The sequence below is a fragment of the Pseudomonas sp. M20 genome, from assembly GCF_045037865.1.
Classification (GTDB): Bacteria; Pseudomonadota; Gammaproteobacteria; order Pseudomonadales; family Pseudomonadaceae; genus Aquipseudomonas.
The window spans coordinates 2,166,777-2,183,045 of sequence record NZ_CP173611.1 but is presented as its reverse complement, the minus strand read 5'-3'; the positions used below and the strand labels follow the sequence as shown (position 1 = coordinate 2,183,045).

Genomic DNA, 16,269 nt, shown 5'->3' with positions numbered 1-16,269 from the left:
AATAATAAGATCACCCTCAACGACCCTGAGCTGCTGAGAAACCAGAACTACATCAACGGTCAGTGGGTGTCCGCCGATAGCGGTGCCGTGATTGAGGTACGCAACCCTTCGACAGGTGAGCTCGTAGGCACTGTCCCATCCATGGGCGCGGAAGAAACCCGCCGGGCAATCGAGGCCGCCGGAGCAGCGCTCCCGGCCTGGCGCGCCATGACTGCCAAGGCTCGTGGCGCAATCATTCGTCGAATCGGCGAATTGATGCTGATCCACAAAGACGACCTGGCTACCATCATGACGGCCGAGCAAGGCAAACCCTGGGCGGAAGCCAAGGGAGAGATCGAATATTCGGCTGGTTTCCTGGAGTGGTTTGCCGAGCAAGGGCGCCGCGTGTATGGCGAAACCATGCCTGGGCACGTGCCGGGCCGGCGTGTCTTGATCACCAAAGAGCCGATCGGGGTTTTCGCTGCGATCACACCGTGGAATTTCCCGTCAGCGATGATCACCCGTAAAGCTGGCCCCGGCTGGTCGGCAGGCTGCACCGGTATTATTCGCCCCGCCTCGCAGACGCCTTTTTCTGCCCTTGCCATTGCAGTGCTCGCCGAGCGCGCCGGCATGCCCAAAGGCGTTTGTAATGTCATCACCGGCCCTTCAGGTGCAACCGGTGGCGAACTGACCGGCAACCCGATCGTACGCAAGCTGTCCTTTACCGGGTCGACCGAAGTAGGCCGTGTGCTGCTGGAGCAATGCGCCAAGACCATCAAGAAAACGTCCATGGAACTGGGCGGCAATGCGCCCTTCATTGTTTTCGACGATGCGAACCTGGATGAGGCGGTCAAAGGCGTCATGGCGTCCAAGTTCCGTAACACCGGGCAAACCTGTGTGTGTGCGAACCGCATTCTGGTTCAGGATGGCGTTTACGATGCCTTCACCGAAAAATTGAAAGTCGCCGTGGAAGCCTTGTTCGTGGCGGACGGCATGGAAGAGGGAGCCACCCAAGGCCCGCTGATCAACCAGGCATCCGTGCTTAAGGTCGAACAGCACATCAACGATGCCTTGGCCAAAGGGGCATCGGTCATCACCGGTGGTGCCAGACACGCAAGGGGCGGCAATTTCTTCCAACCTACCGTGCTGGCCAATGTTCCGAAAGATGCGTTGATTTTCCGCGATGAGACCTTTGGTCCGGTCGCCCCGCTATTCCGATTCTCGACTGAGAAAGAAGCCATCGACCTCGCCAACGACACCCCGTTTGGCCTGGCGAGCTACTTTTACGCCCGGGACCTGGGCCGCGTTTTCCGTGTGGCGGAAGCCTTGGAGTACGGCATCGTCGGTATCAACGAAGGCTTGATCTCCACCCCCGAAGTACCTTTTGGCGGTGTCAAGGAAAGCGGCCTGGGTCGGGAAGGCGGCCATAACGGTATCGAGGAATACCTCGAAATTAAATACATGGCGCTGGGCGGCCTGTAAGCCAATAGGCCTCGCCATTCTCTAAAAGCGCGGGCGCGTTATGCGCCCGAAGCCCTACGACGGCTATTTTGCTGACCACATATCAACCTTGCCAATTCGTGATGCGCGAAGGCTCATGTTCGCCTCGTAAACGCGTCACCTCAATCGCCAAACGCCTCCTACCCCCAGCTCGTCGTTGCCTTTGAGCTGCTCCTCCAAAAACTCACAGAAACCTTGTGCTGCCGGAGACATCGCACGTGTGCTTGAATGGTAAATACATACCTGTCTGGTGACTTCTGGCTGAACAATTGGCCGCATCGTCAAACCGAGCAGTCGGGCCAGTAATCCCACATATGCCGGGCCCAGCGTGGCTGCCATGCCCTGTGCTGCAATCCCCAACGCCGTACTGACGTTCTCGACAATGTCCACGGGCATGATTCGTCCCTGCTCGAACTCTCCCCCGTGAGTGAGCGCGACGGTGCGCTCATAGTCGCGACCCGCGACAACAAGTGGTTGGTGCCTTAACTGGCTCCACGGAATGCTTTGATATCCGGCGAGCGGATGGCTTGCCGAGCACCACAGCACCCAGGGACTCTTGAAAAGATCCTTGCGCACAATGTCATCCCCCACCGGCTGATCTGCGCCGATAGCAAAATCGGCGTCTGCATTGCTCACCCTATCTACCAGACCATCCACGGGTGCGTCGCGTATACGGATTACAAGCTTGGGCCGCGTTCGGGTGTACTCCTTGATCAGCGCTGGAAGCACCGAACTGGCCATGATCAGGGGAGCCGCAATCCGAACGACACCCGACGCTCTGTTGCAGATGTCGTCGGCGGAGTTCTGTGCCAATTGCATGTGCTTGAGAACGCTCATGGCCGAAGGGAGAAACTCCCTACCCGCCGGGGAGAGGACGACGCTGCGCGTCGTTCGATCAAATAAACGAAGCTCTACAGCCAACTCCAGATCACCTACCAACTGGCTGACAGCAGAACTTGAAAGACTCAGCTGCTCTCCAGCCTTGCGAAAACTTCTTGCCTGCGCCACTGCAACGAACGCAGCCAGCTGACGCGGGGTGAAACGCGGATGCGGCATTGGGAGGCCCTTTGATTATCCAGTTTTGCTTAATGATAGTCCGTAATTCATCGCTTGTTGATTGCAAGTCTCACCGGCAGATTGAAGGCGCTCACCAAGCCACGGATGGGCTGGACAGGTGCTCAAGGAAGGTCCCAATAACAATTTCCCCGAGTGAAAGCGCCACTATGTCAACGATCGATTTAAGCCATGAAATTGCGCGTCATGTCGCTAATACCCGCTATGAAAATCTACCTGCTGAAGCCATTGAGGCGGCCAAAAAATCCATTCTGGACACCTTGGGCGTCATCCTTGCCGGAAGCGGAATGGAGCCTGCAGTCCAAGGCGTAGCCGATATCGTGCTGAACGGCGGCGGACGTCCAGACTGCTCCGTCCTGGGATTCAACAGCAAAGTTCCTGCCCCCATGGCCGCCTTCGCCAACGGGGTAATGGCCCACTGCTTGGATTATGACAATCAAACCCCGTGGGGGGCGCACCCTGACAGTTCAGTGGTGCCTGCCGTGCTCGCCATTGCACAGCATAAGGGCGGTGTCAGCGGCAAGGATCTAATCACTGCTGTAGCCTTGGGCGAGGACCTTTTCGTCCGCCTGCGATGCAATGTGCGTTGGAAGCAGGATTGGAATCTCTCCTCAGTCCTCGGGGTGTATTGCGCCGCCGCGGCTGCAGGTCACATCTTGGGGCTGAACGCACAACAGCTTGCTCATGCCCTCGGCATTGCGAGCATGCAGTCAGCCGGGACAATGGAAGTCATCTTCGGCATCGGCAGCGACCTGAGAGGAATGTACGCCGGTTTCACCGCCCAAGGCGCCGTGCTTGCAGCGTTGATGGCGCAGCGAGGGATTACCGGAATCAACGATCTGTTCGAAGGCAAGGCCGGTATTTTCAACGTCTACTTTGGCGGTGAATACGATCGCGCCAAAATGGTTGAAGGTCTGGGCAAGACTTATCTTGGCGCATCGATGATCTACAAAGCCTGGCCTGCGGTCGGCAACGTGCATACCTATATTCACGCAGCGATTGAAATGATGCGTGAACATTCTCTCAAGGCCAGCGAGATCGAGCAGATCTACGCCTACGTTGGCGACTTCCATATGCGCATGTGCACTCCCCTCGACGTGCGTCGCGCCCCGAAAACCCTCGTGGATGCCAAATTCAGTCTTCCTTACTGCGTTGCCTTGGCCCTGGCACGCGGAGAAATTCGCATCAGCGATTTCAGTTCCACCGCACTGGTCGATCCTGAGGTGCTTGCGCTGGCACAAAAAGTCGTTCCGATTGAAGACAGCGATCTGGACTGGAAAGTAACGATTCCCGATGGCCGCCTGGAAATCCTCATGCGTGATGGCCGGCGGCTTCAGCGCAAGGGCGACAACGTCCCGGGCAGCCCGGAAACCCCATTGTCCTGGGATCGGCTGACTTCAAAATTTCGGGATTGCGCGTCGGTCGCTGCACATCCTTTGGCACCGGATGCCATCGATGCTGCCGTGCAGATGGCGCGAAATCTGGAGTCTTTGGACGACTGCGCAAAATTGCTGCACGCGTTGAGCTAACCACAAAAGGCTTCCTCCTCGGCAGCCGGACGTTCGGCTGTTTTTCCCAACGTTGAAATCTAGTCACTCATCCAACAATAAGAGGTGCATTCATGAAACGGTTCGAAGGCAGAGCAGTTCTGATAACGGGCGCAGCCAGCGGGATTGGCGCGGCTTGCGTGCAACGCTTGTACGACGAAGGTGCAAGCGTCGCAATCGCGGACATCGATCAGGCTCGAATCAACGATATAGCGGCTCGGTTCGATGAACCCGAGCGGGTTTACGCAGCAGCACTCGATGTATCTGATCCCGAGCAGGCGAAAACATTTGTCGCTGAAGCTCAAAACAAGTTGGGCAACCTGCATGGGCTGATCAACTGTGCCGGCATCAAAGGTGTCGGCAACGTTCTTGACTGCGATCTGGAAAACTGGAAGAGAGTGATGGCGGTGAATCTGGATGGCACGTTCTTGATGTGCCAAGCCTTCGCACGCGCCGTCCGAGACGACGGAAGCTCGCGGGCGATCGTCAACATTTCTTCGGGTGCCGGCATCCTGGGCGTTCCGAATCGCTTGCCCTATGTCGCGTCGAAGTTTGGCGTTTCCGGCATCACCCGCACCATGGGCGCGGAACTCGGAGCCTTCGGAATCCGCGTGAATGCCATTGCACCCGGGATGATCCGCACTCCGTTTACCGCCTATATGTTCGAAGACCCCGAGAAGACCAAGCGCATTCGAGCAGCGCACGCGATCGGTCGCGAAGGCGAACCAGAAGAGATCGCAGCAGTCGCCGCGTTCCTGCTGACCGATGACGCAAGCTTCATGACTGGAGCGGTGATCAGCGTCGACGGAGGCCAGACCGCCTGCATCCCGCCGGTGTAACGCGGGGCTAGAACCGGCACCTCCCGATGGCGTTTATTTAACCGAAACGCAGGGAGAGTGCCGTCAGCCCGGCGAACAACACGCATGTGAATCGCGGCCCCAAAAAGCTTTAACAGGCCTAGCAATACCAGGCGCTGCGCAGAACAACGCTGAATAATAATAAGGGAGAACACCATGACAACCGCCGATGACACCGCGGCAAAAAAGGCATTTCGGCGACTGATGCCGTTGATGATTGTCTGCTATTTCGTCGCTTATCTGGATCGCGCAAACGTAGGATTCGCCGCACTTCACATGAGCAAGGACATCGGCCTCACCGCTGCCGCGTTTGGGCTGGGTGCCGGGCTGTTTTTTCTGACTTATTTTTTATTCGAGATCCCCTCCAATCTGATGCTTGCCCGCTATGGTGCACGACGTTGGATCGCGAGAATATTATTTACCTGGGGCCTGATGTCCGGGGCCATGGCCTTCGTTACCACGGATACGGAGTTCTATGCTCTGCGCCTATTATTAGGCGCAGCAGAAGCAGGTTTTTTTCCAGGAATCACCTACTTCGTGACGCTCTGGTTCCCCTCCCGTTATCGCGCCCGGGTTATGGGAACGTTTCTGTGCGCTGCTCCAATATCGCTGTCACTCGGGGGGCCGGTCTCCGGTGTGCTTCTGGAGCTCGACGGAACCCTCGGCATTCCTGGCTGGCGCTGGATGTTCTTTCTCGAGGCGCTGCCAGCGATTGTTCTTTCATTCGTCGTTCTTCGGTATTTGACCGATCGCCCCCACGATGCAACCTGGCTATCCCCACAAGAGAAACAAGCGTTGGCTGCACGTCTGGCCGAGGATGCCGACGCCTGCCCTCCTTTGCCGCATGACAGCCTGTTTCGCGCATTGACCAGCGCACGGGTTCTGCTGCTGGGGCTGGCCAACTTCGCGATCGTCGTAGGCGCCTATGGCGTAAGCTTTTTCCTTCCCAGGATCATCAAGGAATTTGGCCTTGGCGATCTGCAGACCGGATTAATTTCTGCAGTGCCTTATGCTCTGGCCGCAATGGCCATGATCTGGTGGGGAAAACGATCCGATGCCAGGCTGGAACGTCGTTTTCATACCGCCGCCCCAATCGTACTCGCAACACTGGGTTTAACAGCGGCGGCCTTGCTGAACGATCCCCTTGCCCGGATGGCGGCTTTTTCCTGCGCAGCGATAGGCTGTTGGGCTTCGATCTCGCCATTCTGGTCGTTGTGCTTCAGTCAGATCCCCACGAAATTCGCTGCCGGTGCGATCGCCGCCATTAATGCGATAGCCAACTTGGGAGGCTTCACGGGGCCCGCCATCATGGGTTTCTTCCGCGACCGCACCGGTGATTTCACCGTGGGCCTGCTGATCCTGGCGGGCATCAATTTGTGCGCCGTGGCAATCGTGCTGTTTATCAACCGAACGCGCACGAATCATGTCCCGGCCGTACAGCCTGAAACATCACTCAGTTAGGAGATTTCCGTGAAAACTTACGCGCATTGGATTGATGGCAGTTATCGAAATCCGACCAGCATGCAATGGATGGACAGTGTCGATCCTTATCGCGGCGAGCCGTGGGCAAAAATCCCCCTGGGTTCTGCTGCCGACGCGGATGCTGCGGTCGCATGTGCCAAACGCGCCATGACAGTGGGCCCATGGGCACGCATGAGCGCAACCGAGCGTGGCAAGATCATGCGGCGGATTGGCGACCTTACGCTAGAACACATTGATCTGCTCGCGGAGCTCGAAGTGCGTGACAACGGCAAACTGTTCGCCGAGATGCGCGGGGCGATAAAAAGCGTTGCGGATATCTGGTACTACTACGCGGGGCTCGCCGACAAAATCCAGGGCTCCGTGATGCCGATCGAGAAGACGGGAATAGTCGCAATGACCACCCGGGAACCGGTTGGGGTGGTACTTGCGTTGACCGCTTGGAACGCCCCCTTGAACTTCATGGCACTCAAATGTGCCCCCGCGTTGGCAGCCGGTTGCGCTGCAGTCGTAAAACCTTCCGAATACTCCTCGATCAGCTCCCTCGAATTTGCCCAACTGACCAGGCAAGCCGGATTGCCGGATGGCGTCCTCAATGTGGTAACCGGACTTGGTTCGGATATCGGCGCGCCCCTCGTCGAACACCCGGACGTTGCGATGGTCACCTTCACCGGCTCTGATCTGACCGGGACAAAGGTATACGAAACTGCTGCTCGCCATATGAAACGAGTCGCCATGGAGCTGGGCGGTAAATCGCCTAATATTGTCTTCGAAGACGCTGACCTGGAGCTGGCCGTTGCCGGGGCGGTTTCCGGTATCTTCGGTGGCGGAGGTCAAATGTGCACGGCAGGCTCACGCCTATTGGTGCAGAGTTCGATTCTTGAAACCTTCACGGAGCGGTTGCTCGAAAGCGCTCGGTCCGTGAGGCTCGGTAACCCCATGGATCCAGCCACCCAAATGGGTCCAATGTCCACCGCACCACAATACCGAAAAGTACTGGAATACATCGAGATCGCCCAGGGCGAAGGGGCGCATTGCATTCTGGGTGGCAAGCCCGCAACCGGACCCGGCCTAACGGGCGGCCAATTTGTCGAGCCCACAATATTTGTCGGTGTTTCAAACGGTATGCGTATCGCCCAGGAAGAAGTATTCGGTCCAGTCTTGTCCGTCATTGCCTTCAAAGACGAAGCCGAAGCTGTTTCGATCGCGAACGACATCCCTTACGGATTGGCTGCAGGCGTTTGGACGCGCGACACTGGACGATTGTTCAGGATGTCCAAAGCACTGGAGGTTGGAACCGTCTGGGGTAACACGTACCGCACTTACAGCTACATGATGCCGTTTGGAGGAATGAAGCGTTCAGGCATCGGTCGCGAAATGGGGATCGAAGCCGTCGACGAGTTCCTGGAGACGAAAAGCCTCATGATCTCGATTGCAGACGCGCGTCCGGGTAACAATTTCATCCCACGCTGAGGCATGGCCAAGTTGCTGTTTACCCACTCATTGGGACGCTAGTCAAACTGGAAGCGGGCACTCAACAAAGCCGCTTCCAGCCCATGCCCTCCCCCGTTACTGATGGGAAAACAGTGGAAGTGCCTGCGCAAACCCTCGCGCCCGGAAAATCATCGATCCTTGTCCCCGATCACCATCGTTCGCCACAAGATACACTTCCCGGGTGCCTGGCTTGAGAGCCATGCTGGTAGAGAACAGGAAATGCCCCGCTTCCCTACCCGGTAGCAGAATTTGTCCGATTGGTAGACCGTTGGGATTAAGCACCAGTACGCGCCCCTGACTGTATTGCGCGACATAGACGTTGCCGTCTGCATCCACCCGCATCGAGTCAGGCGACGGCCCATGGAAGCGGTAAACCACCACCGCACCGAACGGCGCAATTGACTGTGCGTCCTTTAGCTCGACGCGGTGCAGCAAACCCGTACCAAACTCTGTGACCCACAATCTCTTCCCATCCGGAGAGAGAGCTATGCCGTTGGCGTTCGCCATATTAGGCAGGATTGGCACAATGCTCTTGTGATCGGCTGGCACGTAATATACGCCGCCAGTGGGCTCCGTGGAGGTGCCCTTAAGGTCGGTAAAGTAGAAGCCGCCGTGAGCATCGAATACCAGATCATCGACCAGGAAACCCTTATTCGCGTCGATAATCACCTCAGGTTTTTTACCGTTGGCATCGTAGACAGTAAGATTGCCTGTATCGACGTAATTCCCCAGCCCGGCGACAAACAAGCGTCCGTCCTTGTGTATGGCGAGGCCTGCAGAACCACGCGCGTTTTTCGCCACCACCACCTGAAGCTGGCCTTGAGTGTCGACCTTCAGTACCTGTCCGCCTAATACTTCCACAAATAACAGATTGCCTTGACGGTCAAAGGCGGGTCCTTCCAGTTGCCATGCTTCGTCCGTCACCTTGAACCAAGGCTGCGCGGTGACTGTAAGGAGATCTTTTTCTGCTACGGCTGTGGCGTAGAGCTGTTGGCCCTGGGTCGGGTAGTTCAACGTGGGTAAGGTGTCCGAATTATCTGCCAGTGACAATCTGGACGTCAGCGCTATGGCAAGGGCTACTAAGGTCGATTTCTGCATGGAACAACACCTCTGTACTTATTTTTGGAGTGGAGTGCCTGGGCCTGCGTACTTTGGATATGAGTAAATAAAACACAGGGACGTAGGCGTTTTGACATACACCACCGCCCCAAGTACTTCCCGTTCGTTCAGCTTGCCAAATCCCGCCCGCGGGTTTCTTTAACCAGGAACCGAACAGCCAACACCGCGATAAGCGCCAGCGCCATAAAGTAAAAAATAAAGGCATTGGGCGAGATATATGCGGTCAACCACGACTTCATGTAGGGCGCGGTTCCGCCGAATATGACGGCCGAAACAGACGAGGGAATGCTGATCACCTGGGCCCGGACCCGGTTGGGGACCAGCTCGCTCATGAAGGCGACCTCAGTGGAGGCCACCGCCGCGAAAAAGAACAAGCCGATCGCCATGGGTAGCAGAATCTGCAGAAAGCTTGGACCCAGTAAAAAATGTTGCAGCGGGTAAACGAGCAGGAAAATGGCCCCGAATCCAACTGTGTAGTTGAAGCGCCGCCCGCGACGGTCAGAGATATAAGCCCAGACGGGCAACATGAACAGGTACATGACCTGCGCGACGAGGACCGCCCAATAGGCATCCTTTGGCTTGGCCCCCAGCATGGTGATGGCGTAATCACCAAAGGTTACGAGCATGGTGTACGAAGCAACATAATTGGCCGGCCAGATCAGAAACAGGATCAGCACTGTCTTTCTGTATCGCCAGACGTTTCGCCAGTAGCCGTTATCCTCGAGGTTCGCCTGGTGCTTGGCATCTTCGTAGGTGGAAGATTCGTCCATTCCGTGGCGCAGGAATACCGTTAACAGCCCATACAGAACGCCAATCGCGAAGGGAATTCGCCAGCCCCACCCTTGCATGTCTTCTGCACTGAGGACCGAGCTGAGGATCGCGCCGAACAGCGTTCCCTGGATAATGCCAAGAATCAATCCGATGGGATAAGCACAACTCTGCAGCGTTCGCCATTTAGGATCGGCCATTTCGCCCACATAGACGAACGCCGAGATACTCTCCATCCCATGGGCAAGCCCCTGCATCAGCCGAGCCGCCACAAGCACAAACGCCGCGGCGGCCCCGATGGAACTGTAGGTCGGGGCGCAGGCAATGACCAAGCTGCCCAGAGTGGCAAGCATCAAGGCGCACAGCATGATCGGCTTGCGTCCGAAGCGGTCCGCCAGTCTGCCGGCCAGCATCGCTCCAACCGGCCGAGCAAGAAAGCCGATGGCGAAAATTCCGAGCACATTGAGCGATGCGGCAAGCGCGCTGTCCTGAGGAAAAAACAACCTGGAAAAATAGGGAGCGAACGTCGCGTAGACGACGAAATCGTAATACTCGAACGAAACCCCCAGCACGCCTCGAATCAGCGATTTTCGACGAGCCTTTTCAGACGACAAGGTTGCGTTCGACGTGCGAATCGGATGTTGTTCTCCAATAGGTTTTGCGTAACGCGGAGATGAGTCGGCCGTCTGGCCAAAGGAGTCTGTACCTGCCATTTTTATTGTCCTTGTGATGACCGTAAGACGGCCGCCTTCCATCGCGAAAGACGGCATCCAGGGATACTTCACTCACTGATGATCGATCCAACTGACGGGCACGTTGCCAGCCGGCACCCACGTGCCCTGATGTCGCTGCCTCTCAATGAAAAGAACGACCACCGTCAACGGCCAGCGCCGTACCGGTGACGTAGGAAGACTCCATAGAGGTCAAGAAGAGGATGGCCGCCGCGATCTCCGACGGATCAGCCAAACGCTTGAGTGCGTAATTGCTAACGTTGGCCCGGTAGCCGTCCGCCATCGGCGTGTCCACCATGCCTGGGCAGACACTGTTGACCCGCACCCGTGGCGCCAACTCCGCTGCCATGCATCGTGTCAGGTTGATCACTCCACCTTTGGATGCCGCATAGGCGGTAAGGCCCGGCGCATTGGGCAGCAGGCCCGCCGCTGAGGCAATGTTCACGATCGTTGCAAAGGGCTCATCCGTCATCCATCGCAGGCAGTTGCGCGAAACGATGTAGGTGCCCACCAGGTTGATCTCGATCTGTTGACGAAACTCATCGGCAGGTACCTCAAGGATGGAGCCCTTGCCCATGATCCCGGCGGCGTTGACGACGCCGTCGATACCGCCCATGTCCCGCGCCGCTTGCTCAGTGACTTGCGCTACAGCCTTCTCGTCGCTGATATCGACAGCGAAGCAATGGCCCCTGCCGTTGAACGCCGCGTTCAATGCCTCGCCATTCCTGTCAAGCAACGCGACGCTGGCCCCTTCCGCTAGAAAGCGCTCTGCTGTCGCTCGCCCGATACCCGATGCAGCGCCAGTGATTACGATTCGCCGTCCGTCCAGACGGGCGTGGCTGGATTGATGAGAAGCCTTATCGGTCATTTTCTTGTTTTCCCTTTTTTGTTCTGTAAGGACAAACAGTCATGAGCGCTGATGTCGTCACTCGCTCATGCTGCTATCAGCCGACTCAACGCGGAATGAAGTTGTTTTGCGGGCGTGCATCTGCGATGGAAATCATCAGGCTTTTGGTTTCGAGGAACTCATCCACCGCCTCGATGCCCATCTCCCGTCCTATGCCGGACTTTTTCATGCCGCCGAAGGGCATCGTGTAGCTGTAGGTGCGGTATGTGTTGCCCCAGACCGTTCCGACCTCGAGCGCCTTGGCCATGCGAAACACGCGACCAATGTCACGGGTCCACACCCCAGCTGTCAGCCCATAAGCAATGTCATTGGCGATGGAGACAGCTTCAGCCTCGTCCTCAAAGCCGATGACGGACAGCACCGGGCCGAATACCTCTTCCTGAGCAATGCGCATCGAATTGGATACGTGGGTAAAAATCGTCGGTTCGACGAACTGACCGCCGCGAATGCCCGGCCCACTGGCAGGCTGACCGCCGAATACGCAGCGCGCTCCTTCTGCCTTGGCTATCTCGATGTAATTGAGCACTTTCTGATATTGCGGAGCGGTGGACATGGGTCCCATCTGGGTGGCCGGGTCCATCGGATTGCCCAATTTTACCGAACGCGCACCGGCAATTAACTGCTCGGTAAAAGCCTCCAAGATAGAGTTTTGAACCAATAGCCGGGAGCCGGCCGTGCACATCTGGCCGCCGCCGCCGAAGATACCGGAGACAGCTCCGGCCACAGCTAGCTCCAGGTCCGCATCGGCGAAAACGATATTGGGTGATTTGCCGCCCAGCTCCAGCGCGACTCGTTTCATGTGGCGAGCCGCGGTTTCGTATACTTTGGCGCCCGTTGCGTCAGATCCGGTAAAGGTGACCATCGCAACGTCGGGGTGCTCAACGAGCGGAGCGCCAATGCCAAGGCCCAAGCCTGTGACCACATTCAGGACGCCGTCCGGCAGACCGGCTTCCTTGGTCAGCGCTGCGAACTCCAGCGAACTGACCGAAGAAAACTCCGAGGGTTTAACCACCACTGCGCAACCTGCGGCTAATGCGGGGGCACACTTGAGCGCCAAAAAATTCAAAGGCGCATTCCAAGCAGTCAACGCAAGCACCACCCCAACCGGTTCCCGGGTAGTCATCGCGACGATGCCTTCTTTCTCTATCGGCATCACGGAGCCTTGGATCTTGTCGGCAAGGCCCGCGTAGTAATACCAAATCTCCGCCACGTTGCTGATAGCGCCGCGCATTTCCGCCAGCAACTTGCCGTTGTCGCGCACCTCAAGTTCGGCCAGACGATCAGCATTCTCCAAGGTCAGGTCACCGATACGCCGCATGATTTTTCCACGCTCGGTTGCGCTCATGCTTGCCCAGGGCCCGGACGTCATCGCGCGTTTGGCCGCAGACACCGCCGCGTCGGCATCAACTGCCACTCCCAGGGGAATTCTTGCCCATACCTCGCCCAGATAAGGGTCCTGGGTGTCCATCCATTCGCGCCCCGCCGGCTCTTGGTAAGCTCCATCAATCCAATGTGCGTAGGTCTTCAACTGCCATTCTCCTTTCTGCTGGTTTGCGCCCTTGCAGAGGTGCGCCGAAATGCCGCACAGCAAAATTAAACTATCTCGCATAGTGGGATAAATCAACAGAAAATCTGTGTCCGTCTTTATTGCCCTTGAGTTCAATATCGTAGGATCAGACAGGAACGATCCTGTCTAACCACGTTGAAGACAGGTGCAAGGACGCGATGACGCCCCGAAGATTCGGTGGGCCGGAGGGCGGGAAAGGCGATCAGTAGGAGGGATCTAAACCGACAGACGGCGGATTACGAGCAAAACTCTTTGAGTGATAACGGCCCATCCAGGCGGCCAGAATCAGGCCCCTGGATTCACGCAGGAAGGATGACCTTGGCCGGCTGGAGAGACAATTCACTCCGGGTGGGAACCGCTAGATATTTACTTCTGCCTGGGCAAGGCGATTGGAAATCTCTCGCGCCGCGCGCTTGACAGATACCACCGCACGCTTGACGTCGACATCGCGCCGCTCCTTTTCATCCCAAGCAACGCCAATACTGCCTAAGACGATGTTGCTCTCATTGATAATAGGCGCCGCTACACCATAGACGCCGGGATTGAATTCGCCCTTGGTGATGAGATAGCCATCTTTTTTGATTTTGCTGAGCGTGCTCCGGAACTCCTCCCATGTGTCGCCTAGGCCCGCTCGCTGTATATCGGGTTGCGCACGGCTATAAAGGCTTTTTAGCCGATGATGAGGGAAATAAGCCAGGATGACCTTGGACACGGCACCTTGAAACAGCGGCCTGCGCTGTCCACGTCGAAATCGATTTTCGGGGCTCAGAGGTGCACGATGCTCCCGAATACATAGCACCGAGTCCCTGAACGCCGTACACAAGAGCGCCGAGTGACCGATCGTATCGACCAGTTCCTCCAGCACCCCCTTACTGGCCTGCAGCAGCGGATCGGTATTACGGATTTGTAAATCCAGCTCGATAATGCGCGAACCCAATACGTAGTTGCCATTTCCAACGGTACTTAGCAAACCTGCAGAGTGCAGCGCCTTGATGTAGCGATACCCTGTAGACCGAGAGGTTTCGAGTGCTTCGATGATGGCAGTGGTCGATAACACAGCCTGATTGGAGCTGAACAGATCGAGGATGCTGAGCATCTTTGTAAGACTGCTCGCGCCGTCGCGAGCATGCTCTTCTCTCTCGTCTTCAATGGCCGGGTTTTCCCCATGAAGCGCTTCTATGTCCATTACCCACTCTATCCTACGTTAAAGGGTCCCTCGGAATACCTCAGGCCCCCGTGAAAAACCATGATTGCGTTGCGCGCAATTCGGAGTGCGCTGGCTTTTGATCATAGTCTCAAATTGTAGGATCGAGCAAGAAACAGACAATAAACAAAAACATTAATCCCACAATATGAATAAAATTTGGGTTCTACAAGAAAAGCCCGAAGTGACGATTCAACGTCATCGGGCTTGCCCTTAACGGCTCGTTTGACCTGTTGCCTATTTGTGGAAGGACAAAGGATGAAAGAAGTTTTCTTCGATCAAGCCTTCTGTTTTTCGCAGAAACTCTTTCACATGCGGTGCGTGCACATGAGCCTCGAAATCCTCGTAGGTTTCCCATTCCTCGATGAACACGAAGCGTCTCGGCTCAGTGCGATCACAGTACATTTCATACTGGATCATGCCCTTTTCCTGATGAACAGGCTCGATCAACGCTTCAAGCGCCGCCTTTACCGCATCCAGATGTTCAGGCTTGGCCAGCGTTACAGCTACGCAGTGCACTCTTTCCATCGTATGGACCTCATTTTTGTGGTTCTTCAAAATAGGCTGCGCAGGTATCAACCCGTCATTGCAACGTGCGCATCAACTCGGCAACATCCTCGACGTCTTCCAGTAACTGCACCAGCCGCTGGACTTCTGCAATCCTGTGAGAGCTCAACGGACTCACCGCCACCGCTGCGCATTCGGCGAATTTCGAACAGAGATCGGCCCAGGTCATTGGGTTGTCCGCATTACCGGGAATATGGGTACCGGACCTTTCCCAGCGACGACCATCCGCTGCTACCACCTCGACACGCCCTAGTGGCAGTTCCAGCTTCCAGTCCAGTGACGCATCGGCGACCAAGGAAATTTTGTTGGCGGTGGCCAGGACCTTCGTATCACGCAGGCCCGACTCGGTGAAATCCAGCACACTCATGCCACGACGCACAGCTGCAACCGCGACGAGAAAAGGTAGGCTGAACTTCGCATCCGCCAACGTCGCCGGCGCCTTGCGTACGTCCAGCGGCTCGCACATGAGCGCGTGATAGTCGCCCACGAACAACCGGATTTCGGCGATATCGTCGGGCGCAAGATCGTTGTCCGAAACAATGTCGATAATTGCTTTCATATGACTGTGCGCGGTACCCACCGAGGGCCAGCGCTTGTACAAGGTGACGCTACCCTTGTAGTCGACACCGATATCCTCAAGGATTTTGTCTCGATCGTAACGGCCGTCGAAATAGGTGTTGAAAAACCCGTACCCGCCTTCAAAAAGACAATCGATACCAGGCACGCCTTTTTCCGCCATGAGCGCTGCCAGCACTGCGCCTTTGGCCGAAAAGCCGGCATATAAGCCGCGCAGGTCGCTACCCGTACCACACACCATCTCCATGATGCCCGAACACTGCATACTGGCGATGCCCAGGGCGTTGGCGGTCTGCTTCGCATTGAAGCCCATGACGCGCCCGGCAGCCGCGGTGGCAGCAAACACCCCCATAACAGTGGACAGGTTCCAGTCTTTCTTCCAACCGACATTGCAACGCAGTCGCGCGAAGATATCCTGCCCTGCTGCCACGGCGGCAATCATGTCCTTGCCGGTCACGCCGCCCTTGCGCTCGGCCAATGCGAACACCGCTGGAATGATCGAACTCGCCGCGTGCTGCCCCCAAGGGGTTTGATCGTCGTAGTCCAGGCAATGCGCCAGCGCTCCATTGGCCAAAGCCGCCATCGTTGCCGGAACACGCCCCCCAAAGCCCAGGATCGTAGCTTGCGGGGTACCTGCGGACTCCTTGACCACCTCGATAACACCCAGTACCGCAGGCTCCATCCCACTGGCGGCAAGCATCACCCCAAAGGTGTCGAGAATACTTTTCTTCGCGGCTTCGCGTGCCGCCTCCGGCAAGTCTTCATAACGCAGCCCGGCCGCCAGCCCAGAAAAGTGATGGACGATGTCGGCGTTGATGGCCACGTGTTTCGAATTGAATATCTGTTCTGACATGGAACAGTCTCCCGTCACTGCAACTAAAACTACGGCGCCGGGCGCTG

The 16,269-nt window shown here is 56.8% G+C and carries 13 protein-coding genes; 5 read left to right on the top strand and 8 right to left on the bottom strand.

The genetic code is table 11. The features are described from left to right. Positions 1-9: 9 nt before the first annotated feature. A complete protein-coding gene (locus ACI514_RS09815) occupies positions 10-1,461 on the top strand; it encodes an NAD-dependent succinate-semialdehyde dehydrogenase (protein ID WP_235868230.1) in 1,452 nt (483 codons plus the stop codon). Between the two features lie 135 nt (positions 1,462-1,596). Here the strand turns inward: ACI514_RS09815 and ACI514_RS09810 are convergent, their stop codons facing one another. After that, positions 1,597-2,535 carry a LysR family transcriptional regulator gene (locus ACI514_RS09810; protein ID WP_405123667.1) on the bottom strand — a complete coding sequence of 313 codons (939 nt, stop codon included), beginning with the start codon at positions 2,533-2,535 and terminating at the stop codon, positions 1,597-1,599. Positions 2,536-2,702: 167 nt separating this feature from the next. Here ACI514_RS09810 and ACI514_RS09805 point away from each other — a divergent pair, with 167 nt between their 5' ends. The 4 genes from ACI514_RS09805 (at position 2,703) to ACI514_RS09790 (ending at position 7,909) form a co-directional block, all read left to right on the top strand. Continuing rightward, complete coding sequence (locus tag ACI514_RS09805) at positions 2,703-4,082, top strand: MmgE/PrpD family protein (protein ID WP_405123666.1); 1,380 nt, start codon at positions 2,703-2,705, stop codon at positions 4,080-4,082. A 92-nt stretch (positions 4,083-4,174) separates the two neighbouring features. After that, entirely contained in the window at positions 4,175-4,939 is a 765-nt protein-coding gene (locus ACI514_RS09800; RefSeq protein WP_405123665.1) for an SDR family NAD(P)-dependent oxidoreductase, read from the top strand. 174 nt (positions 4,940-5,113) lie between these two features. Next, the gene (locus ACI514_RS09795) at positions 5,114-6,418 is read left to right on the top strand and encodes an MFS transporter (RefSeq protein WP_405123664.1); all 1,305 of its coding nucleotides are present in this window, start codon (positions 5,114-5,116) and stop codon (positions 6,416-6,418) included. Positions 6,419-6,427: 9 nt separating this feature from the next. Then, positions 6,428-7,909 (top strand): aldehyde dehydrogenase, encoded by a 1,482-nt coding sequence (locus ACI514_RS09790; RefSeq protein WP_405123663.1) that lies wholly within the window; start codon positions 6,428-6,430, stop codon positions 7,907-7,909. A 96-nt stretch (positions 7,910-8,005) separates the two neighbouring features. Here ACI514_RS09790 and ACI514_RS09785 read toward each other — a convergent pair whose 3' ends face one another. From ACI514_RS09785 to ACI514_RS09755, 7 genes are all read right to left on the bottom strand, one after another. Further along, on the bottom strand, positions 8,006-9,028 hold the full coding sequence (locus tag ACI514_RS09785) for an SMP-30/gluconolactonase/LRE family protein (protein ID WP_405123662.1): 1,023 nt from the start codon (positions 9,026-9,028) through the stop codon (positions 8,006-8,008). Positions 9,029-9,156: 128 nt separating this feature from the next. After that, positions 9,157-10,530 (bottom strand): MFS transporter, encoded by a 1,374-nt coding sequence (locus ACI514_RS09780; RefSeq protein ID WP_405123661.1) that lies wholly within the window; start codon positions 10,528-10,530, stop codon positions 9,157-9,159. Positions 10,531-10,672: 142 nt separating this feature from the next. Next, positions 10,673-11,416 (bottom strand): SDR family NAD(P)-dependent oxidoreductase, encoded by a 744-nt coding sequence (locus ACI514_RS09775; protein WP_405123660.1) that lies wholly within the window; start codon positions 11,414-11,416, stop codon positions 10,673-10,675. An 85-nt stretch (positions 11,417-11,501) separates the two neighbouring features. Further along, positions 11,502-13,079 (bottom strand): aldehyde dehydrogenase, encoded by a 1,578-nt coding sequence (locus ACI514_RS09770; RefSeq protein ID WP_405123659.1) that lies wholly within the window; start codon positions 13,077-13,079, stop codon positions 11,502-11,504. 301 nt (positions 13,080-13,380) lie between these two features. Further along, complete coding sequence (locus ACI514_RS09765) at positions 13,381-14,208, bottom strand: IclR family transcriptional regulator (RefSeq protein ID WP_095973892.1); 828 nt, start codon at positions 14,206-14,208, stop codon at positions 13,381-13,383. Between the two features lie 255 nt (positions 14,209-14,463). Beyond that, complete coding sequence (locus tag ACI514_RS09760) at positions 14,464-14,754, bottom strand: putative quinol monooxygenase (protein WP_048392967.1); 291 nt, start codon at positions 14,752-14,754, stop codon at positions 14,464-14,466. 55 nt (positions 14,755-14,809) lie between these two features. Continuing rightward, entirely contained in the window at positions 14,810-16,222 is a 1,413-nt protein-coding gene (locus tag ACI514_RS09755) for an MmgE/PrpD family protein (protein WP_405123658.1), read from the bottom strand. Between the last annotated feature and the right edge of the window lie 47 nt (positions 16,223-16,269).